The sequence below is a fragment of the Streptomyces sp. BR123 genome (assembly GCF_013401435.1).
Taxonomy (GTDB): domain Bacteria; phylum Actinomycetota; class Actinomycetes; order Streptomycetales; family Streptomycetaceae; genus Streptomyces.
The window spans coordinates 1-20,297 of record NZ_JACBGN010000118.1; the positions used below are offsets into that span (position 1 = coordinate 1).

A 20,297-nucleotide genomic window follows, 5' to 3' on the forward strand; every position below is an offset into this window, starting at 1 on the left:
CCCCTGTTCCTCCTCCCCCTGCCCCCCCTCGCCGACCTTCCGCAAGACCAAGGAGACCAACCACCCATGTCCCACAACCGCCGCCGCGTCCTCGGTGCCGCGCTCGCCCTGCCCGCCACGCTGGCCGCCGCGAACCTGCTGGCCGCCGCCCCCGCCGTCGCCGCCGGCGGGGTCGAGGCGCAGCCGTGGACCGATCTCGTCCTCGAACCGGGTGTCGCCGCCCAGACGGGGGCGACTCCCCAGGTCCGGCTGATCACCATCGCCGGTACGGTATTCCTCCAGGCACGCGGCTCGGTGACCTGCAACCTGGTCGGCGACACGAAGATCGCCACCCTGCCGACCGGGCTTCGCCCCACTGCCCTGGTCCGCGCCACCGCCCCGCGCAACAACAGCCAGGGCATCAACGCCTGCCGTTTCGAGGTCAACACCGCCGGGTCCCTCACCGTCTACGGCGGCAACGGCGGGAACCCGATCACCTGGGTGCAGTTCGATTCTGTCCAGACGATCTGGCGCTGAGCAGGCGCACGGGCCGGGACGCAACGGACGGCCCGGGGCGCTGTCAGTGCCGCATGTCATCCTCCCGTCACCCGCTGTGCAGCAGGCAAAGCGGTCCGCACACCGCCTGGCTCCCCGACGACCACCACTACCACTACGTCGTCCACCAGTCCGACGGGGACCTCGCGCGCGGTGTGGTCTGGGCGGCGGCGCTGACCGGAGGCCGGGCCGCGGTGCAGCACCTCGGCGCGCTCGCCCTGCGGACCGGCGGCGGGCCCGCAGCCGGTGTGACCGAGGACCTCAAGCTTGCGGGCGCGGCGGTCAATGCGCTGGCGCAGACCGGCGATCCGGCCTCCGTGGAAACCCTGTGCCGGCTGCGTTCCCTGATCAGGCACCGGGCTCTGCGCAAACAGCTCGACACCGCGCTGGTGACGGCCGCCGGGCAGCAGGGCACCACGGCCGAGCAGCTCGTGGAGCGCAGTGTCCCGGATCACGGCCTGGCGTCGGACGGTTCACTGGAGCGGGAGCTGGGCGGACACCGGGTACGGGTCGCCATCGAGGACGCGGCGACCGTGCGGGTCACCTTCACCCGCCGCGACGGGGCGACGTCCCGCACGGCTCCGGCGGCGGTGAAGGACGGTTTCCCGGACGCGCTCCGGCAGATCAAGGACCTGGCCAAGGCGGTGCGGGGGACGCTGTCGGGTGAGCGGGCCCGCGTCGAGGCGCTGATGTCGGCCGGGCGCGAGTGGCCCTACGACGAGTGGTGCCGCCACTACCGCGACCATCCCGTCACCGGGACCCTCGTACGGGGCCTGGTCTGGGAGTACCGACAGGCGGACGGCGAGTGGCGGGCGGTGGCGCCGACGGCCGAGACGGCCGAGCCGCCCGGCCGTCCCGAGCGCGTCCGGCTGTGGCACCCCGTCCGGGCGTCGCCGGACGCCGTCCGGGCCTGGCGGGAGCGGCTCGTCGCCGATCGCCTGCGACAGCCGTTCAAGCAGGTCTTCCGGGAGGTCTACCTGCCCACTCCGGCGGAGGAGGAGACGGGCGTCTACTCCAACCGGTTCGCGGCCCACATCGTCCACTACCGGCAGCTCTACGCGCTGTTCAAAGAACGCGGCTGGCAGGCCAACTTCCTCGGCCCGTACGACGGCGGGCACGACGGGCTGGCCCGCGCGGAGTTCGGCGACGGCCAGTGGCGGGCCTGTTTCCACCACGAGTCGGCCTCGGGCGACTACGGCCACCAGCCGGAGCACGCCGCGACGGACCAGGTCCGCTTCGAGCGGCGGGACGGCCGGCGCTGGCAGGAGGTTCCGCTGGCGGACGGGCAAGCCGGTCGGGGACGGGTGGCAGCTCGTGGGGCTGCCGGAACGGATGACCGTACGGGAGCTGATCAGGCTGCGGGTCCGCGAAGAGGTCGACCGGCACAACGCCCGCCCGGGCAGCCGCTTCCACGGCCTCGTCCGCCCCGACGGCGCCGAGAGGCAGCCGAACGGCTACCGGCTCCGCGAACCCCGGCGCCTGGACTGGGAGCGCCAGGCCGAGATCGCCGAGCGCGCCTCCGCGGCCGACGGGTTCTTCGTATTGGCCGGCGACCGCCAGGCGGAGGAGCTCGACGAGGTCGTGGACCTCACCACCGATCCGGACCTGGTCTTCATCAGGCTCGTCGCCCTCGCCGGCGGCTGAGGGTCGGCGGCACGCACAACCGCAGGACGGAGGGAGGCCGATCCCGCCCCCTCGGCTGTCGTGGATGCGGGGCGCCCGCACCGGCACGGCCACCCGGGTCTCCGCCGCGACAGGCCTCCCGTACGGCACCGGAAGGCGGCCGCGGCGGCCGGTGATCCACGACCGGGTGCCGCTTCGACGCACGCTCGCCGGATCCGGCCCGCCGCCACCGGATCTCCACCGTCCGCTCGCCCTGCGCAAGCGGTCTTCACCGGTCCCGTCCGTGCGCGCATCATCGGAGGAGGGGGTACCTGGGAGTGCCCTGGGAGTGGTGATGGAGGAAATGAGGCCGTCGTTCCACGAGGCTTCCGGCGAGCACCTCGTCCTCGCGGCCCGGACGGCCGGGGTGACCGACGCACGGCTGCTGCAGGCCATCCGGACCGTCCCACGGGCGGCGTTCGTGCCCGCCGCCGAGGCCGGCTCCGCCTACCGGGACGTCCCCGTGCCCCTGCCCGGCGGCCAGGTGACCACACAGCCCTCGCTGGTGGCCCTGATGGTCGCCGCGCTCGGCCTGACCGGCAGCGAGCAGGTACTGGAGATCGGCACGGGCTACGGCTGGCAGACCGCGCTGCTGGCCCGACTCGCCCGGCACGTCGTCAGCATCGAACGCCGGCCCGAGCTGGTCGTGGAGGCCCGCCGCCGGCTGGCCGCCCAGGGGTTCGGCACCGTCGAGGTCGTCCTCGGCGACGGCACGCTGGGCGCGCCGGACAGGGCCCCGTACGACGCCGTCGTGGTCTGCGCGGCGTTCCCGCAGGTACCGGATCCGCTGGTGGCGCAGCTGCGCATCGGCGGGCGGCTGGTCCAGCCCGTGGGCCCGGGCGGGCGGGAGCAGGTGGAGCTGTACACGTGCCTTCCCGAGGGCCTCGGGCGCCGCCGTACGGTCGTCGCGGCCCGATTCGTCCGCCTGTACGGGGCCCACGGGTACGCCGAGGAGAGTGCCTGAAGCCACGGCGACCGTGCCGGCTCCGGCGAATACCGCCCGCCCCCTGCCGTAACACTCCGCCGGCTGCCCGGCTAGGCTTGCCCATGTCCTTGATGCAAGAGATTGAAGCAGCTCCCTGTCGCCGTTCTTGACTGCAGTGGTGGGTGGGAGAATGGGGACCTCTTCAGACGCTGTCCCGGCGTTGTCATTGCCCGTGTCCGGCCCTGGCTCTTCGGAGACGCCAGATCGAGGCAGGAGTTCCTTGACTACTACGAACCGCTGGCACCTGCAAGGCTCTCCTGGTCACGCCTACTCCGGCGAGGAAGCTCGACAACTGCTTCGAAGTCGGTGGGATTGGGGGACCCGGGAGACGTGGTTCGAGAATGACGCGGGGCGGCTCTTGGCCGTGGTCACCAACGGCGAACGCGCGATGGTCGCATTGCTGGACGGGGAAGACAACCCTGGTGAGCATCTCGTCGATCCGCGCGGCGAAAGCTCCTCCGATGGCTACGTACTGTCCAACGGGCAGGTCGACAGCTATGCCGACCGAGACACTGTCGCCTTCGATGTCGCTGGCCATGCCGTGGCGTACTTCATCGAGCACGGCACCTGGCCCGCCGAGGTGACCGTGGAGGGCGACTGCGGTCAATGACCGAGGCTGATCAAACTTGGCTCTGTACGAGGAGAAGCGTTTCCACAGCAGTTCGGGTTCTGGCACACATACTGTGGTCGGTGACTGTCCCACCTGCTGATCGCGCTCGGCACCGCGGCCGCCATGACCGGTAGCCGGCCACACGTCGACCTGTTCTGACGGGCCCGGCTACATGGAACAGGGCCGCCGCGGCGCCGGACTCCTCGCCCAGGTCCTGACCGGACGCGAGGAGAAGAACAGCGTGGCCATCGCCGACGAGTCCTCCGCGGCAACATCATCGAGACCGGCACCAACTCCTACCGCCGCGCCACCACCAGGGCCGAGCCGCACAGCGGCCGCCGGCTGAAGCGAGACGGACCCGCACTCACTGAACGTCGCCGAAGACACGAGTGACCCACTGATTCATCCGGGACTCGAAGTCCGGCACTGAGGCGATACCTGAGGCGGGCAGGGAGCCGAAGTCGTCGAGACTGGCTACGAAGTCCACGTCGGCCCAGCCACCGCGGAAAAGCACGAGCGACAGCTCGGCCTCCCCCGGCCCAGAGATGACCACGCCAACGGAGTCGAGGTCGTGGACCCGAGCCCTTTCGGTCTCCAGAGGCTGGGGCCACGACGCCTCAGCATCCCTCCAGGTTACCTGGCCGACTTCGAAGCCGGCCGACCTCCAGCGCAACGCCTGCCGAGCCAGAGCCGCAGCCGCTTCGTCAATATCGAGAATTCCGTCCACGGGGTGGATCATCCGTCATGGACGAAGCCGGCGGTCCGAAAACTCGGAGCCCGGACCGCGAGGCAGGCCGCCACCCTGTTTGCCGCAGCACGTACCGGCGATCTCACTCGGCAGCACGGCTGCAGGACTCAGCACCGAAAACTCGGCGCGCCTCCCAGGCCTCTCGTGGAACGAAACTCACGGAGCGGCGAGCCCAGCCTTCGAGGACTGGCGCACGGCCGATGAGAGAACCGCGCGTTCCTCAAGCTGACCAGCAAGTGGTCGGAGGAAACCTACGAGCGCCGACAGAGGCATCCTTCAGCCGGGTAGTCGACCCGGAGATCCACCACGGCGACGAGCACGTCGGCATGTTCGAGGACGCCGTGGGTGGCCTGTGGCCCCACTCCCATCGCCGACAACAGTTGTCTCATAGGGCCGGCTGTACGCAGCAGCACGTTTGAGGCTGCCCTGCCGATGGGCCGGGGGAACGCTTCCGTGCGGGGGCGACGTCCAGGTACCGGTGTTCACGTCCGCGCGCTCGCGCTGCCCCGCTCGACCGGGATCCACAGCTGGGAGTCGGTCTCCGCGCCGATCTCCACCGGCTGGGTCCGCAGGAGTTCCGGTCCCGGCCGACTCGCGTACGGGTTCGAGGGGAACCACTGGGTGAACACGTCCCGCCACAGCTCCTGGAGCGCGTTCGGATACGGCCCGTGGTTGTCGAAGACCGCCCAGGTCCCGGCCGGCACGTCGAGGGTTTCGAGCTCCTCGGCGGCCACCCCGGGACCGGTTGCCACGCCGACCCAGTAGTCCACCTCGGCGCCCTCCTCCCGGCTGTCGGTCAGGTGCACCACCGCCGACAGGATCCCCTCCGGCTCCCCGTCGGCCAGCCCCTTCATCCGGGCGATCGCCTGCTCGTCCAGGCTCGCCACGTGGGCCGCGGCGGCCGCGTTCACCCCCTCGTGCAGGAGCGGGACCGTGGCCCTCCTGCCGATGACCCGAAACGACTCCTTCTCCACGATCCGGTACCGCATGGTCGTACCCCCTTCGACGACGACACGGAAGGACATCCGCGGCTGGGACGTCAGCACGGCACCCGTGAGCCGGGCCTCGCCCGGCCCGATGCCGTGCACCGACCGGAAGGCCCGGGCGAACGCCTCGCCCGAGCCGTACCCGTACCGCACCGCGACATCGAGCAGCGTCCGCTCTCCGGCCAGCACCTCGGCACCGGCGAGCGTCATCCGCCGGCGCCGCACGTAGGCCGGGAGCGGCATGCCGGCGAGCGCGGAGAACAACCGCCGGAAGTGGTACTCCGACACCGCGGCGATCCGGGCCACCTCGGACATGTCGATCTCCCGATCGAGGCAAGCCTCCAGGTGGTCCAGCGCCTGATTCAGCCGCTCCAGCATGCGTATCCGTCCTTCGTCCTTGTGTCTTCTCTGTAGGAGCGGCCACCTGCCAACCAGTCCCAGCCGCAGGAGCCCCGGCGGCCGACAGCCCAGCCCAGCCCATGCCAGCCACTCGCCGCGTGCGGCTCCTGGCGGTTCTGACGCTGCGGTTCCGGCGCCGGGTTGGGCTGCCGTGACGCACAAGCTCGACGGGTGATCCCGGGCCGGGGCGTCCCCGGGATCAACTGCCGATACGGCAGGTCGGACGGTCGGACGGTCGGCTGCGCGGCCGTCAGGCGGTCTTGATGGAGTACAGAAAACTCGATCGCGCGCCGCCCGACAAAACCGGTGCGGGAATTATCGGGCCGGAGCCCCGGCGCTGCCTGAGGCTTACACCTGTGATTGATGTTGAGGGATTTTGCGAGCCGCGGTTTGCCGCAGTCCGTGAGGCGCTGGCAGCCTTGCTCGGCAAGGACGACGTGGGCGCCTCGGCGGCCGTCTACATCGACGGCGAGCCGGTGGTCGACATCTGGGGCGGGTACGCCGATGCGGACCGTTCCGTCAGCTGGGAGCGCGACACCATCGTCGGCGTGAACTCGACGACCAAGAACATGACGGCACTGTGTGCGCTGATCCTGGCCGACCGGGGCCGGCTCGATCTGTCCGCGCCGGTCTACGCCTATTGGCCCGAGTTCGCCGCGGCCGGCAAGGAGAACGTTCTGGTACGGCACGTGCTGTCGCACACCGCAGGACTGCCTCACCTGGCCGGGCCAAGGGCGGTCGAGGAGCTTTACGACCGGGAGCGCGTGACGGCGGGGCTGGCCGCGCAGGCGCCCGACTGGGAACCGGGAAGGGCAGCCGGCTATCACGCGCTCACCTTCGGGTTCCTTGTGGGTGAGATCGTCCGCCGCATCACCGGCCGCAGTCTCGGCGAGTTCTTCGCCGAGGAAGTGGCTGAGCCGCTGGGCGCGGACTTCCACATCGGACTCCCTGCGGAGCATGACCACCGCCTCGCGCCGCTCATCCCGCCACCTTCACTGACCGACGACTACACCGCCGACGCACCGCCCGGACCGGACGGCGTACCCCGGGAGAACACCGGAGCCGCTGTCCGGGTCAAGGACGCCAACTCAGTGGCCTGGCGCCGTGCGCAGATCCCTGCGGTAAACGGCTTCGGCAACGCTCGCTCTGTCGCCCTTGTCCAGTCGGTACTGGCAAACCAGGGAACGGCCGGCGGCGTGCGGCTGCTGTCCCCCCGGGGTTGCGAGCCCGCGTGGCAGGAGGTGTTCCGCGGTGAGGACCGCATCCTGGGGACGCCGATGTGCTGGACGGCGGGCTTCGGCAAGTTCGGCAACACCTTCGGCTGGGGCGGCTGGGGCGGTTCGCTGGTCGCGAGCGACCCCGGCTCACGCATGACGGTGGCCTACGTCATGAACCAGATGATCGACCGGGACCGGCAGGAGGACAACCGCGGCATGGAGATCATCATGGCTGCCTACAGCGGACTGCACTGACAGGCAACCACGCCGCCGCCGCGTCCTCCCCGGCGTGTCATGGGCACGGCCCGACGCTCCTTCCCGTCACGGATACGTCAGGTGACGCCCGGCGCCCTCGGGTAAGGGACCGATGGACGGCAGGCCCCCGGTCTCCCGGAAGGACTCGGCCGGCGCCGCAGACAACGGCCGCGACGGCATGGCCCACTGGCTCCACTGCGGAGCCCGCGCCCGAGGCCGAACCGCACGACCGCCTCGCGGGCCGGACCTGCGCCACAGCCAGGTCAGTCCCACGCGTCGAAGGGACGCCCCCTCGTGTCTCAACCGCCCCCAGCAGGAGGGCGGATGCGAGAGGACCGGTACATCAACGTCCTGGGCCGCCATCCGTTCGCCATCGAGGCAGGCGGCCCCGGCTCGCTGGGCCGCTCGTTGCATCCCGTAGAGGCCAGGTGCCCGGCGGCCCCGGCGGCGCGGCGAGGAACGCCGAGCCGGGCTTGGCACTGGCTCAACGATCTCGCGGAGCCCGAATGGCACCCTCCTGAACGGGACCCCGGGATTCCGGGTGATCCGGATCCCCGGCCGGGGCGGCAGCGGCACGCAGCGCCGCTTCAACCCGGCGGTTGCCGGTCATGGTCGACGTGACGGCTGTCATGGTGAGGAGGAGGCCGGCGGCGGCGAAGAGCGGGGCGCGTACGTCGTAGGTGGTGGCCAGCCAGCCGCCGAGGAAGGCGCCGAACGGGGCGGCGCACATGGCGAGCATGCGGGAGGTGGAGGCGACCCGACCCATCAGGTGGGCGGGGACGATCGCCTGCCGGAGCGAGGGGCCGAGCACCATCGTGGCGCCCATGCCCGCCCCGCAAACGGCGAGCGCGAGCCCGGCGACGTACGGGTTCGGGGCGACGGCAAGGCCCAGGATGGCGAGTCCCTCGCATGCGGCCGTGCAGGTCAGCGCGGCGCCGGTGCCGAGTCGTCGGCCGAGGAAGGAGGCGATGCCCGCGCCGAGCAGACCGCCGGTGGCCTCCGCCGTGAGGAGCAGGCCGAAGCCGAAGCTGTCGATGCCGAGGCGGTCGTGCGCGAAGAGGGCCAGTACGGTCTCCACGGCGAGGAAGGCGACGTTGCCGACCGCCGGACGCAGCGCGAGCCCGAGCAGCAACTGATCCCGGAATACGTACGAGGCGCCGGCCCGAGCCTGCCGCAGCAGCGACTCACGGGCCTGCGGTACGGGCCGGGGTGCGGCGGGCAGCGACCGTACGAGCAGTGCGGAGAGCGCGAACGACACCGCGTCGGCGAGCAGCGGAACCGCCCGCCCGACCGCGAGCAGGGCACTGCCCGCAGGCGGCCCCGCGAAGCCGGACGCGGCGGTCTGGGCGGCGCGCAGGCGGGAGTTGGCGCGCTCCAGGAGCGCGGGATCGCGGCCGAGCAGATCCGGCAGGTAGGCCGTGGCAGCCGTGTCGAAGAAGAGTCCGCCGAGGCCGAGGAAGAAGGCGACGGCCGCGAGCAGTGGAATGCTCAGCACGTCGAGCGCTGCCGCTGCCGCCGGTATCGCGAGCAGCACTGCGCGCACCGCATCCGCGATCCACATCGTGCGCCGGCGATCCCAGCGGTCCACCAGCGCACCGCCGAGCACCCCGAAGAGCAGCCACGGCAGCGTTCCGGCGGCCGTGACGACGGCGAGCGCCATCGGATCCCGCGTCAACGTCAGCGCGAGCAGCGGCAGCGCAGCATGAGTCACGCCGTCACCGAGCGAGGACACCGTCTGCGCGGTCCACAGCCGTCCGAACGCGGTCGGTGGCTTCCGCACGCCTGAGCTCACTCGGCCTCCTCTTCGGCCTGCCGGCGCGGTGCCGGGTGGAACAGCGCGAAGACGAGTGACGCGTCCGGCAGCGACGGATCGGACAGCTCCCGGTACTCGTCCGCCAGCGCCTGCAGCCGCGCCCCCAGCTGTGCGAACTGCTCGTCGGTGAGACGCAGATGCGCCATCCGTACGTGCCGCTCACCATCCGCCGGCGCAGCCTCCAGGTCCGCCACCGCGTGCCGCATCAGCACATCCGGCCCGCCCTCGCCCGGATCCGGCAGCACGATCGCCCGCGCGGCCATCGCGTAGTACCGCTCGTTGACTCCCCGCACCTTCCGCGTCCGTACCACCTTCACCAGGCCGGCCCGTTCGAGCAGCCGTACGTGGTAGCTGGAACTCCCCTTCGCGAGGCCCACTCGCTCGGCGATCTGCGTGATCGTCGCGGGCTCGAAGCGGAGCACGGCCATGATCCGGTGACGCGTGAGATTGGAGACGGCGCGCAGCTGCTCGTCAGTGGTGACGTGGAACGTCTCGGGAAGATCATCGGTGGGCATGCCCCCAATGGTCAACACTTCTTGACCATTGGGCAAGGGGGTTTCGGTCCGGGCTCGCTTGCGGAATCGGCTGTCCAGCCCCTGCAGCCCGTGAGGTCTCGGCTCCTGCACTCTCCTTCTCGGCCTCCCACAACCCGCACCCGCGGCGACTTCGCTCCAACTGCCGGTGCGTGGAGACCGTGACCGCCCTTCCGGGCGTCGTCACCCTGGCCGAGGAGCCTTCCCCTTCCCGAGGCGATCGACCCGACGGGCCGGCCCAGGCCCGCAAGGCCGGTTGAGCCACAAACATCGGGGCGGTGATACGACTGCCCTCGATGGAAGGACATCGGGGAGCCGGGGCCTCGCCGCCGGGGCTCCCCCATGTCCACCGCGGCCTCAGGAGTTCAGGCCCGAGACCGCGGCACACCGATGTCCGACCCGATAACCCCTGAGAGCAGGCACGACATGCGATGGACCGTTCACGGCGAGCGCACGCTCCATGACACCCCCTGGGTACGGCTGCGTTCGCTGGACGTGGAGCAGCCGGACGGCGTCCGCACCGACTACCACGTCGTACGGCTGCGGGACCTCGCCGTCGCGGCGGCCGTCGACGAGCAGCAGCGCGTGCTGATGATGTGGCGCCACCGCTTCGTCACGGACACCTGGGCCTGGGAGTTGCCCATGGGACTGGTCGAGGACGGTGAAAGCCCTGAGATCGCCGCCGTCCGGGAGCTGGAGGAGGAGACCGGGTGGCGTCCGGAGGCCGTCAGTGCGCTGGTCCACGCGCAGCCGGCGGCCGGGATCACCGACAGCCGGCACTTCGTGTTCCGCGCGGACGGGGTCCGGCGTATCGGCGAGCCCACCGAACGCAACGAGTCGGACCGGCTGGAATGGATCCCGCTGACCGACATCCCCGGCATGATCACCCGAGGGGAGATCGTCAGCAGCGCGACACTGGTGGGCCTGATGGCCCTGCTGCTGGACCTCAAGGCCTGAGCCGGCCGGCCAACGCCACGCGGCCTCGGCTACCGGGGCCGCACTTCGGCTGCGCTCTCAGCTCTGCGACGGGCTGTACCGGTCGGTCTTCCGGGTCCGGTCGGCGCCCTCTGACAGGAACTTGGCGAACTCCTCACGCGCGGCGGTCCCGTACGCGGCCGCCGGACGGATCTCGCGGTGTCCGGCGGCCGGGGCGTTCAGCAGCCTCAGCCCCGATTCGGTCGGCATTCGTTCACTGACCCACAGGAACTCGCCGGGGTCGGTGATCTGCGAAGGCCGGGGACCGCCGAACGCCGGGGGCGGAGGCCGATCGTCGGAGATCGTGAACGCGTGGGACCAGGTGCACCGAGTCGAGAGGACCGTTCTGCCATTCGGTCATGCCGCCGATCACCTTGTCGGTGCTCTTGGAGGTCCTCGTCCTGGACACCCAGCGCGGTAGACCTCCGCCAGGTGAGCCGATGTCTCCCCGCCCGTGAGACCTCGGGCCGGCAAGGACAGCACCATCTCGTCCGCGCCGGTCAGCCGGCGCCGGCAATTCCTGCCGGTCTGCGGACCGGTGGTCGCGCCTTCGAGAGCGGAATCGAGGATCTTCTTGGTGAGCTGCTGCAGGAGCCCGCCCTGCGCGGTCAGCATGATCCCGTCGGCCGTGCACTTCTTCCACGGCCTCAGCCCACACGGTCACGTCTGTCATCAGGTGTCACTTCCTGTTCACAGATCCACCGTTGACCGGACAGACCTCGACGGCCGGACGGGCAGCCAGCCGCTGGACGTGGCAGGTCGTCGCGCCTGCACCCCTCTGCCGGGCCCGGGCCGCTTGAGTGGAAATACTATCGATGCCGCCAAAGTACGTGGCGCGCAGAGATCTCAACAGGGATGTGCTCATTGGGGATGAACATTGATGAACGTGGCCGGCCTTGGACCGATTCGGGTGGCGGACCGATCGTCGTGATCCCGGCAGAGCTCGCTGAGCACTGGCGGGGAACCCTGCCTCCTGTGGGTGCAGAGGTTCCCGAGGGCTGGTCCTGGGGCACTCCGGGCGGCCCGGAGTGCGACTACGACCGGGCGTGCGATCCGTCGGTTTCCGAGGCGACACCCTTCGGGGGCTTCGGATGGGTCGAGGTGCAGGGGCAGCCCGTCCTGGTGCTGGACAGTGAGATCCACACATGGTTCGAAGCGGATGAAGCGGACAGCGGGGGCGGAATCCTCGTGCGCTCATCGGCCGACGGCGCCGACGAGGATCCCGGGAGTGTCCCCGTGCAGAGTTGGCACACGGTCGGTTCGGATGTCATCTCACTGTCCGACGGTCGCCTTTACATGTTCGATTCGGCCTACAACGGTGCCGCGGATCCGGAACAGATCCAAGCATTTGACGGAGTAGCCGTCATCGAGCTCGGGGCCGGACACTGGCGGGTTGATTTCGCCACGAACAGGGACGCGGTGGATTTCGTGCGTTTCCGCCCGTCCGAGGCGAGGCGTGGTGGTGCAGCTGCACAACCCTGAGGCCGTGTCTACGCCCGCTCCCGCGACCTGAAGGTGGACGACAGCGGCCGGGTCCAGCTGTCCCACCCCGTCATGGTGCCGCAGGGCAGTACCGAGCACCTCGAACCGGTCAACCACGCACAAGGGATCACCTTCGACGCCCTGCGGAAGGCCACCCAGGCCGACGTGGACACGGCGCGCGCCCTCCGCACGATCGAGGGCCTCACCTCCATATCCGACCCGAAGCTGGCCAAGGAGGCCCTCACCCCCGGGTCCCCGCTCGCCGTCGCCCTGGCCCTGTCGGGCGGCGTCGACGGCCCGCACCCGATCAACGTCTCCCCGGCCCAGTTCGCCGCACTGAACCGGGCCGCGGCCGAGACCGGCATCAGCCGCAAGCTGTTGCTGGCGATCCTGTGGCAGGAACAGCAGTGGTACCAGAACTTCAGCCCCGGCCTGACCGGGCCCCTGGCGCAGGCGGGCCGGATCTTCAACTGGACGCTGCAGCAGACCCTCAAGCCCGACAAGTCCTCGGCATCACGCACATGAAGCCGGACACCGCGCGGGAGGTGAGTCCGTGGTCCTGGAACCCCTCACGGCGAAGTAGGGATCCCGGGTCGCCGTACTCGCTGCACCATGAGCACGCTCGTGATCACCACGCATGAGGTTGCAGGACACGCCTACGGTGTAAGTCGGGCCGGAGGCCCGGTGTACTGCCATTCCTGGCGGTCGTGGATGCCGACCACGGGCTCGGTTCACTGTTTCCCGGGCTCGATCAAGCGGATTCGCCTCACGTGTGATGGTATGAGTTATTTCCTGCGTATTCCCCTATCGTGGTGAATTGGAGGATGGTGGACGGGAAATGCTGGACTTCGAGCAGGAGGTTCGTCATGACCTGTCCGCCGCCGGTCGATGCGCGTAAGGCGCTTGATTTCCTCAGGAGTAGTGGTCTGGTCGATCTCAGTGTTCCCCTGGAGCGCGTGGTCGGTCAGGTCAGTCAGCTGGACGACGTCGCGGGCTACGTACTGGCCTGGGAACGCTACGTCCTGGTCGTCGCCAACGAAGTAGCGGACGCGGCCACGCCCTCAGACAGCTGACCCTGACCAGCCCTCATAAAGGTGACTGCCGGGAGGATTCGATGATGGAACCAGAAGCGCCCGGCGTCCAGTCATCTCGAAGGCGCGCGGTGGAAGACCGGGCTGTTGCCTGGCTCGCTGCGCGCCGGGGACTGCTGGACCCCCGCACCACCCAGCCGGACCGTGTGCTGTTCACTCGCAAAGCGCTGATCGAGACGGCCTTTCTGGTGGGGTTGCGTGCCCGGCTCGACGACGCACCTCTCGCCGGCGACTTCGCGGCCATCTTCGAGCAGGTCGAGGACATCGCTGCCCAGCCTTCGTACCGCGAGATGATCGCGCGGGACGAACAGGCCCTCCTGCTGTACGCGGGAACATACGCTGCGCTTCGGCTGTGCGGCCGTGAGGACCCGGAGTTTCGGCGCATCATCCAACAGGCTGTCGACGGCGGGTACGCAGCAGCGTTCGAGCGGGTCCCCTACCGGCAGCTGGACCTGATCCACACCTTGTACCTGTGCGGCGTCGAACACGATCTGCCGCCCATGGACGCGGTTCTGCCGTTCACCCTCCTGTGCCGGCGCCCGAACGTCCTCAAGCTGGCCGACCGCGACATCTACGCCATCACCCACACCCTCTTCTACGCGACCGACTTCGGTCAGCGGAAGCCGGCATGGCCCCGCGGCCACGACTCCGGCAGGGCTGTCGAACTCATCGAAGCGCTCCTTGTCCTGGCCGAAGCCCGTGCCAATGCCGACCTCGTCGGGGAACTGCTGTGCTGCCTGTACTGCCTTGGCATCACCGCCTCCGAGGCGGCGGACCGGGCATGGGCCTTCCTGGAATCGGTCCAGGAAGACAACGGACGCGTGAACGGGCCCGAAGGCATCATCCACCCCGGACTGAACAGTGGCGACGAGGAGTTCCGGCACTGGGCAGAGGGCTACCACACCACCATCGTCACCGCCCTCGCCGGCCTACTGGCACGAATCCCCCGACGCGTGGACAGCCCACGCCCGACTCTCCCGACTCCGGACACGTCCCTGGTGTCGCCCCTGCGGCGCGCCGTGGTGTGGTTGTGCGACCAAAGCATGGCGCAGGACCCGCGTGTGGGGTTTGCCGGAGTCACGGCCGCTGCCCTCGGGGCCGCCGCAATCGGGGAACACCACCTTGCCCGGCCGGCCCTCAAACACTGCGCCGCGCTCCTCGCCGACGCGGACCCGGGTCTCTGGCAGGAGCAGGGCATGGAAGTCGCCGGTGAGTTCGCCCTGGCTCTGCGTGCAGCGGGAGTCGGCTGCCCGTCCCTGGACACCTTCCTCACGAACACCGCCGATGTCGTCAGTTCACTTCCCACCGTGCCTGCCGACGTTGCGGAAGGGGTTCATCGACTGATCAGCCTCGGCTTCCTCAGCCCATCGACTGCCGCAGCCATCCCCCGGGCGTCCACGCCCCGTGAGCAGAGGTCGCGCCTTCTGCAGTCCGCTGCGTCCCTGCGCGAAGCCACAGAGACCTACCACCTCGGCCAACTCGCCGGAACAGTACGTACCCTCGCCCGGGAAGGATGGGGCCGGCACCGCATCACCCAGGACGCCGTTGCCTTCCTCCTCGCCCAGCAAGACACCGACGGAGCATTCGGCTACCACGCCGGCGACGATCCCTCCACGCGGCAACAGGCCCAGTGCTCCTGGACCCGAAGTGCAGTAATCGCCCTCGCCGCCACGGTGGCTCTGTGAATTGAACGGTGCAAGGACGATGGCTGGGGCCCTTGCCCGGCATGCCGAGGGTGGCCGCGGTCTCCGGTGCCGGGGTGTCCTGGCGATCGGCGGTGTGCCCGGGCATGAGGTCGGCGACGGCGGGGCGGATGGCGCCGGTCGCCTCGCCGGGCCTTCCCCCTTTTTTCCCGAGCGCGGCAAAACATCGCCGGCATGCAAGGGCGGGCTCACCCACAAGGCAGGCAATTGGCGATATACGGAACGACAGAATGTGTGATGCGCCATACGGTCAGCCGCCATGGATACACTTTTCTTTTTCCGGCCCGTCGGTCAGGGCGGTAGTTTGCCGACAGCCAGGCGAAGCACCCGGTAGACGGTTCTTCGACCACGAAATCCGTCTCCACCATAGGCTTCCGGTGCTTGCCTAACCGTCGGACGTGTCCATTTCCGTCTTGCGCTTCCTGTCCGCCGGCGCCGCCAAGAGATCGGTACCCGCTGGCGGCGCCTGACTGTCGGCCGGCCGGCTCAGCTCACTCTCACCCCTCTTGGCCGATCCCTTCGGCCGGCTGGTGAGGGCCTCACCGGCCCTCACCGGCCCTGCCCGGCGCTGGCCACGACGTCCGCGCGGCCCACGTACAACGGCATCGACGCCCTCGCCCAGGGCCCTCGTCCAGGCCGTCCTCACCCGGCAATCGGCCAACTCGGACCGGTGATGGAAAAGGCCTCAGCCGTAGGGCCATGGATCCAACGATCAAGTCAAGACTTATCTTTGGGGAACTTCGACCGTATGGTGTGGCTCGAATCAAAGGAGCCCCCTGTTGTCGAAAATGAATGATTCCGCCGCGCGTGCGGTTGAATCGGAGCGGGATTACGTGTCCTCCTTGTACGACTTGCTCGCCGAGCGGATCGCCGAGGTGCGGGCACAGCGGGCAAGTGTGCTGAAGGCCCCGGCTGAAAGCGCCGGCGAGGCATACGAGAGGGAAATCGCCGCCGAGCGTCTGGCCAAGCAAATCGGCCGGCTGGAGGGCGCCGAAAAGGGGCTGGTCTTCGGGCGCATCGACTGGACGGATGGCACGGCGCTGCGCATCGGGCGGATCGGACTGCATACGGAGGAGGATGACCTGCCCCTGCTCGTGGACTGGCGCGCGAACGCGGCGCGGCCCTTCTACGAGGCGACACCGGTCCACCCGATGGACCTGCGGCGGCGCCGGCACCTGCGCCTCGAGGGGCGCGCGGTCATCTCGGTGAGCGACGAACTGCTGGACGGGACCGCCCCGACCGACGAGGACGTCGTGGGGGACGGTCCGTTGACCGAGGCTCTGTCGGCCCGGCGTACGGGCAGGATGCGCGCGGCCGTCGCGACGCTGCAGGCCGAGCAGGACGAGATCGTCCGCTCCGCCCACCGCGGGGTGACCGTGGTGCAGGGCGGGCCCGGCACCGGCAAGACGGTGGTCGCCCTGCACCGGGCGGCCTATGTCCTGTACGCGTTCCCGCGCGCCGCGGAGGAGGGTGTCCTGGTGGTGGGCCCGAACGCCCGGTTCCTCGACTACATCTCCCAGGTCCTTCCCTCGCTCGGGGAGAACGACGTCGTTCTGGCGACCTGCCGGGAACTGGCCGGAGTGTCCACGGACACGGTGGGCCCGTTCGATACGGCGCGTCTGAAGGGCAGCTCCGACCTCGCCGACGCCTTGGCCGGCCTGCTGCGCGTCCACCAAGCCCCCGCCGGTGACTTCACCGTGCGGGTCGGACAGGAACTGGTTCGCCTCTCCGGCGAGGAGGTGGCCACGGCACGCGACGCCGCCGTGGCAACCGTAGCGGGACACAACCCAGCGCGCCAGGTGTTCAAAGAGCTCTTGGTCGACGCCGTCACCGACGCGATGCAACGAGACATGGGCGACCTCCTGGAGCAGATCGACGCCGATGCCGAAAGGATGACGGGCATCAACCTCGACCGGTTCACGGGAGCCGCCCAGCGCCGTGCCGAAGGTGCGGCCGACTCGGGTCCGGTCCACGAGCTGGACCTGGACGCCATCCGAGCCGATCTCCTCGACGACGCCGGTGTCGACCGAGCGGTCGAGGTGTTGTGGCCGCGGCTGGTACCCGGTGACCTCGTGAAGGCGCTCCTGACGAACGCCGACGCTCTCACCGAGCGCCTGCCCCGACTGACCGCCCAAGAGCGTTCCCTTCTGCTGCGCGGTCCGGACGACCCGTGGACCGATGCCGACGTGCCGTTGCTGGACGAGGCGGCGAGCCTGGTCGACGGGCCCCCCGAGCGGACGTACGGGCACGTCGTCGTCGACGAGGCGCAGGAACTGACCGCCATGCAGTGGCGGATGATCGTCCGCCGCTGCCCGTCGAAGGCGATGACGCTGGTGGGTGACTTCGCCCAGGCAGGGCCGGTCGCGACAGCACGCGACTGGAAGGAAGCACTGAGCCCCCACATCGGACCGCGGTTCAAACTGCACCACCTGACCGTCAGCTACCGCACCACGCAGGAGATCCTGGAGAGCGTCCGGGACCTGCTCACGCGGATCGCTCCGGACCAGAAACCCACACGGTCGCTGCGAAGCGGTGAGAGCCCTCGCACCGTGACCACACCTCCGGACGGATTGGTCACCGCCGTCGTTCAGGAACTCCGCGCCCAGAGCACCGCGCACCCGGGCGAGCTTCTGGGAGTGATCTGCGCGGACAGCAGGGTGAGCGAGCTGACGGCCCGGGGCATCGCTCACCACGCACGCATCGTGCCGGCGTCCGAAGCACGCGGCCTGGAATTCGACGGGGTCGTCGTCCTCAGCCCCGAGGAAATCATCACGACCCGCCCCGGTGGGGAAAGGGACTTGTACGTAGCCCTGACCCGGGCCACCAAGCGCCTCTGCACCATCACCGTCCTGCCCGCCTGACGGCTCGTCGCCCGCGTCGTCGCCGCGGGCGCACCCGGCGCGGTACAGACACCGGCACGCGCGCACAAGGCTGCTCGCCGCCTCACCTCTCCTGGCCGCACCCGTCACCCGGCGGCCGGCATCCTGCACCCGGCATCCGGCATCCGGCATCCGGCATCCGGCATCCGGCATCCGGCATCCGGCGGCCTCGTACAAGCCGACGACGTTCGGATCCCTCCGCGCAGCAGGGTGAAGTCGACGTTGAGCTTCGGGTCGTACACCACCGGCTCGATGCCGAGTTCGTGCGTGGAGTAAGCGCCGAACCGTTTGGTGTGCTCGGTCAGGTACGGGGACATGTGGGCCAGGTCCTCGGGGTCGCTCTCCCCGGGTTCCATGGCACTCCCCCGAACGCCGCCGCGCCCCTCCCGGCCCCGCGGGTGCGGGGCGGGAGGGGCGCGGCGGCGGCTGTTGGTCTCTGCCGGTTCGTTCGACCGGTTCGGCCGCTGTCGAGGGTGGTTACAGCCCGGCCGCGTTCACCTCCTGGGTGTCCGTTGCCGAGGCTCCGAGGAAGTCCCCGTCCCCGCTGTAGGTCGCGCTGATGGTGAAGGGACTGCCGACTGCGGAGGGGTAGGCGTACGTGAGCGTGGCCAGCCCGCCCGTCAATGTTGCGCTCGCCGTGTCTCCGTTGCCGAAGTCGAACAGCACCGCCCCCGTGGGCGTCCCGGCGCCCGGAATGTCCGAGGTCACGAGCGCGGTGAAGGTGACCGGCTCACCCTCCGTCGAGGGATCGGGACCGGACGCCAGGGACAGCGTGGTCGGCGCCGGCTCCACCGTCTGAGTGTCGGTGCCGGCCGCGCCGACGTGGTTCAGGTCCCCCGCGTACGTCGCGGTGATGGTGTACGGGCTGCCATCGGCGGAGGAGTAGAGGTAGGAGATCGTCGCCACCCCGTCCACCAGCGGCGCGGCGTTCGTCAACCCGTCGCCGAACTCGAAGACCACCCAGCCCGTCGGCGTGACCGCGCCCGGTTGGGCCGAGGTCACGACCGCCGTGATCGTCACCTCCTGGCCGACCAGGGAGGGGTCCGGTGCGGAGGTCACCGTCACCGTGGTCGCGGTCGGCTGGACCGTCTGCGTGTCCACGCCCAGGGCAGCGGAGAGGTTCACATCCCCGCTGTACGTGGCGGTGATGGTGTACGGGCTGCCTGCGGTGTCCGTGTAGGTGTGGGAGACCTCCGCTGAGCCGTCGATGAGGGACGCCGTGACGGGCAGACTGGCGTCGCCGAAGTCGAACACCACCGTTCCCGTCGCAACCGGCGCGCCCGGGATGTCCGGGACGACCGTCGCATTGACGGTCACCGGCTCACCGACCACCGACGGATCGGCAGCGGACGTCACCAGCACGGTGGCCGTACCGGGCTCCACCGTGTGGAGGTCGGTGCCGACGGAGCCGGTGAAGTCGATGTCCCCCTCGTAGGTGGCGGTGATGGTGTAGGGGCTGCCTGCGGCGGTGCTGTACGTGTGCTCGGTGGTGGCGACGCCGCCCACCACGGCCGCCGTCACCGTCGGGGTCCCGTCGCCGAAGTCGAACGCGACGTTGCCCGTCGGCGTACCCGCGCCCGCAGGGGCGGTCACGGACGCCGTCACCGTCACCTGCTGGCCCACCACGGACGGGTCCGGTGCGGAGGTCACCGTCAGCGTGGTCGGGTTCGGGGTCACCGTCTGGGTCTCGGTGGCTGTGGAGGAGGTGTAGTCGCCGTTCGCCTGGTAGGTGGCGGTGATGGTGTAGGGGCTGCCTGCAGTGGTGGTGTACGTGTGCCCGGTGGTGGCGACGCCGCCCACCAGGGTTGCGTCGACCGTGGTCCCGTCGCCGAAGTCGAAGGTGACGGTCCCTGTCGGTGTCCCCGCGCCCGGGGCGTTCGCGGTCACGGTCGCCGTGGCCGTCACCGAGTCACCCACGGCCGACGGATCCGGCAAGGCCGTCAGCGTGGTCGTGGTGTCCGCCGCGGTGACCACATGCGGGTCGGTGCCGGAAGAACCCGAGTAGTTGCTGTCGCCGCCGTAGGCGGCGGTGATGGTGTACGGGCTGCCGGCCGTGGTGGCGTAGGTGTGGGTGGCTGTGGCCGTGCCTCCCACGACGACTGCGGGGACCGGCGCGGCCCCGTCGCCGAAGTCGAAGGTGACGATCCCTGTCGGTGTCCCCGCACCCGGGGCGTTCGCCGTCACCGTCGCCGTGGCCGTCACCTGTTCACCGGTGAGGGACGGGTCGGGTGCCGAGGTGACCGTGGTGGTCGTCAGGGCGATGTTCACGGTGTGGGTGTCGGTGCCGGTGGAGGCCTGGAAGTCACTGTCCCCGCTGTAGACGGCAGTGACGCCATACGGACTACCCGCCGTGGAAGCGTAGGCGTGCGTGGCCGTAGCCACCCCACCCACCAACGCCACCGTCTCCGCCGGGCTCCCATCACCA

General features: G+C 70.0%; 19 protein-coding genes and 3 pseudogenes. 13 read left to right on the forward strand and 9 right to left on the reverse strand.

The features are described from left to right. Positions 1–66 precede the first annotated feature (66 nt). Positions 67–516, forward strand: a complete 450-nt coding sequence (locus HYE82_RS19225) for a hypothetical protein (RefSeq protein WP_179175339.1) — start codon at positions 67–69, stop codon at positions 514–516. A 56-nt stretch (positions 517–572) separates the two neighbouring features. On the opposite strand, the gene HYE82_RS38215 is transcribed toward HYE82_RS19225, so the two are convergent. After that, positions 573–989, reverse strand: coding sequence for a hypothetical protein (locus HYE82_RS38215; protein WP_256987425.1), 417 nt, complete (start codon positions 987–989; stop codon positions 573–575). Positions 990–1,067: 78 nt separating this feature from the next. On the opposite strand from HYE82_RS38215, the pseudogene HYE82_RS39550 reads away from it, so the two are divergent. The 5 genes and pseudogenes from HYE82_RS39550 to HYE82_RS38225 form a co-directional block, all read left to right on the forward strand. Further along, positions 1,068–1,604: pseudogene (locus tag HYE82_RS39550) on the forward strand (DUF4132 domain-containing protein); the annotation flags it as partial. A 244-nt stretch (positions 1,605–1,848) separates the two neighbouring features. Then, positions 1,849–2,178, forward strand: a complete 330-nt coding sequence (locus tag HYE82_RS38220; RefSeq protein ID WP_179175340.1) for a hypothetical protein — start codon at positions 1,849–1,851, stop codon at positions 2,176–2,178. A 313-nt stretch (positions 2,179–2,491) separates the two neighbouring features. Continuing rightward, on the forward strand, positions 2,492–3,160 hold the full coding sequence (locus HYE82_RS19240; protein WP_256987426.1) for a protein-L-isoaspartate(D-aspartate) O-methyltransferase: 669 nt from the start codon (positions 2,492–2,494) through the stop codon (positions 3,158–3,160). A 385-nt stretch (positions 3,161–3,545) separates the two neighbouring features. Beyond that, complete coding sequence (locus HYE82_RS19245; protein WP_179175341.1) at positions 3,546–3,791, forward strand: hypothetical protein; 246 nt, start codon at positions 3,546–3,548, stop codon at positions 3,789–3,791. 87 nt (positions 3,792–3,878) lie between these two features. Next, positions 3,879–4,184: pseudogene (locus HYE82_RS38225) on the forward strand (hypothetical protein); the annotation flags it as partial. On the opposite strand, the gene HYE82_RS19250 reads toward HYE82_RS38225, so the two are convergent. Further along, a complete protein-coding gene (locus tag HYE82_RS19250; protein ID WP_309144379.1) occupies positions 4,156–4,518 on the reverse strand; it encodes a hypothetical protein in 363 nt (120 codons plus the stop codon). The pseudogene HYE82_RS38225 and the gene HYE82_RS19250 overlap by 29 nt on opposite strands. Before the next feature lie 503 nt (positions 4,519–5,021). Then, a complete protein-coding gene (locus HYE82_RS19255; RefSeq protein WP_179175342.1) occupies positions 5,022–5,903 on the reverse strand; it encodes an AraC family transcriptional regulator in 882 nt (293 codons plus the stop codon). 377 nt (positions 5,904–6,280) lie between these two features. On the opposite strand from HYE82_RS19255, the gene HYE82_RS19260 reads away from it, so the two are divergent. After that, positions 6,281–7,396: a serine hydrolase domain-containing protein gene (locus tag HYE82_RS19260; RefSeq protein ID WP_179175354.1), complete on the forward strand. Its 1,116-nt coding sequence runs from the start codon at positions 6,281–6,283 to the stop codon at positions 7,394–7,396. A gap of 484 nt (positions 7,397–7,880) precedes the next feature. Here HYE82_RS19260 and HYE82_RS19265 read toward each other — a convergent pair whose 3' ends face one another. Next, complete coding sequence (locus HYE82_RS19265; RefSeq protein ID WP_179175343.1) at positions 7,881–9,188, reverse strand: MFS transporter; 1,308 nt, start codon at positions 9,186–9,188, stop codon at positions 7,881–7,883. Then, a complete protein-coding gene (locus HYE82_RS19270; RefSeq protein WP_179175344.1) occupies positions 9,185–9,724 on the reverse strand; it encodes a transcriptional regulator in 540 nt (179 codons plus the stop codon). The genes HYE82_RS19265 and HYE82_RS19270 overlap by 4 nt, the downstream gene beginning before the upstream one ends. A 444-nt stretch (positions 9,725–10,168) precedes the next feature. On the opposite strand from HYE82_RS19270, the gene HYE82_RS19275 reads away from it, so the two are divergent. Further along, positions 10,169–10,699 carry an NUDIX hydrolase gene (locus HYE82_RS19275; protein WP_179175345.1) on the forward strand — a complete coding sequence of 177 codons (531 nt, stop codon included), beginning with the start codon at positions 10,169–10,171 and terminating at the stop codon, positions 10,697–10,699. A gap of 57 nt (positions 10,700–10,756) precedes the next feature. On the opposite strand, the gene HYE82_RS19280 is transcribed toward HYE82_RS19275, so the two are convergent. Both HYE82_RS19280 and HYE82_RS38230 read right to left on the reverse strand, forming a co-directional pair. Continuing rightward, entirely contained in the window at positions 10,757–10,927 is a 171-nt protein-coding gene (locus HYE82_RS19280) for a hypothetical protein (protein ID WP_179175346.1), read from the reverse strand. A gap of 106 nt (positions 10,928–11,033) precedes the next feature. After that, positions 11,034–11,390, reverse strand: a pseudogene (locus tag HYE82_RS38230) (transposase); the annotation flags it as partial. A gap of 197 nt (positions 11,391–11,587) precedes the next feature. Here HYE82_RS38230 and HYE82_RS19285 point away from each other — a divergent pair. From HYE82_RS19285 to HYE82_RS19305, 5 genes are all read left to right on the forward strand, one after another. Further along, the gene (locus tag HYE82_RS19285; RefSeq protein ID WP_179175347.1) at positions 11,588–12,199 is read left to right on the forward strand and encodes a hypothetical protein; all 612 of its coding nucleotides are present in this window, start codon (positions 11,588–11,590) and stop codon (positions 12,197–12,199) included. Positions 12,200–12,232: 33 nt separating this feature from the next. Continuing rightward, positions 12,233–12,724 carry a hypothetical protein gene (locus HYE82_RS19290; RefSeq protein WP_179175348.1) on the forward strand — a complete coding sequence of 164 codons (492 nt, stop codon included), beginning with the start codon at positions 12,233–12,235 and terminating at the stop codon, positions 12,722–12,724. Between the two features lie 341 nt (positions 12,725–13,065). Next, complete coding sequence (locus HYE82_RS19295) at positions 13,066–13,272, forward strand: hypothetical protein (protein WP_179175349.1); 207 nt, start codon at positions 13,066–13,068, stop codon at positions 13,270–13,272. A 41-nt stretch (positions 13,273–13,313) separates the two neighbouring features. Further along, positions 13,314–14,975: a hypothetical protein gene (locus tag HYE82_RS19300; RefSeq protein WP_256987428.1), complete on the forward strand. Its 1,662-nt coding sequence runs from the start codon at positions 13,314–13,316 to the stop codon at positions 14,973–14,975. A gap of 851 nt (positions 14,976–15,826) precedes the next feature. Then, positions 15,827–17,854, forward strand: a complete 2,028-nt coding sequence (locus HYE82_RS19305) for an AAA family ATPase (RefSeq protein ID WP_179175350.1) — start codon at positions 15,827–15,829, stop codon at positions 17,852–17,854. Positions 17,855–17,958: 104 nt separating this feature from the next. Here HYE82_RS19305 and HYE82_RS19310 read toward each other — a convergent pair whose 3' ends face one another. Together HYE82_RS19310 and HYE82_RS19315 are read right to left on the reverse strand one after the other, a co-directional pair. Then, positions 17,959–18,228: a hypothetical protein gene (locus tag HYE82_RS19310; protein WP_179175338.1), complete on the reverse strand. Its 270-nt coding sequence runs from the start codon at positions 18,226–18,228 to the stop codon at positions 17,959–17,961. Between the two features lie 121 nt (positions 18,229–18,349). Continuing rightward, positions 18,350–20,297 (reverse strand): Ig-like domain repeat protein (locus HYE82_RS19315; protein WP_218782804.1); only part of this gene is annotated, 1,948 nt, incomplete at its 5' end.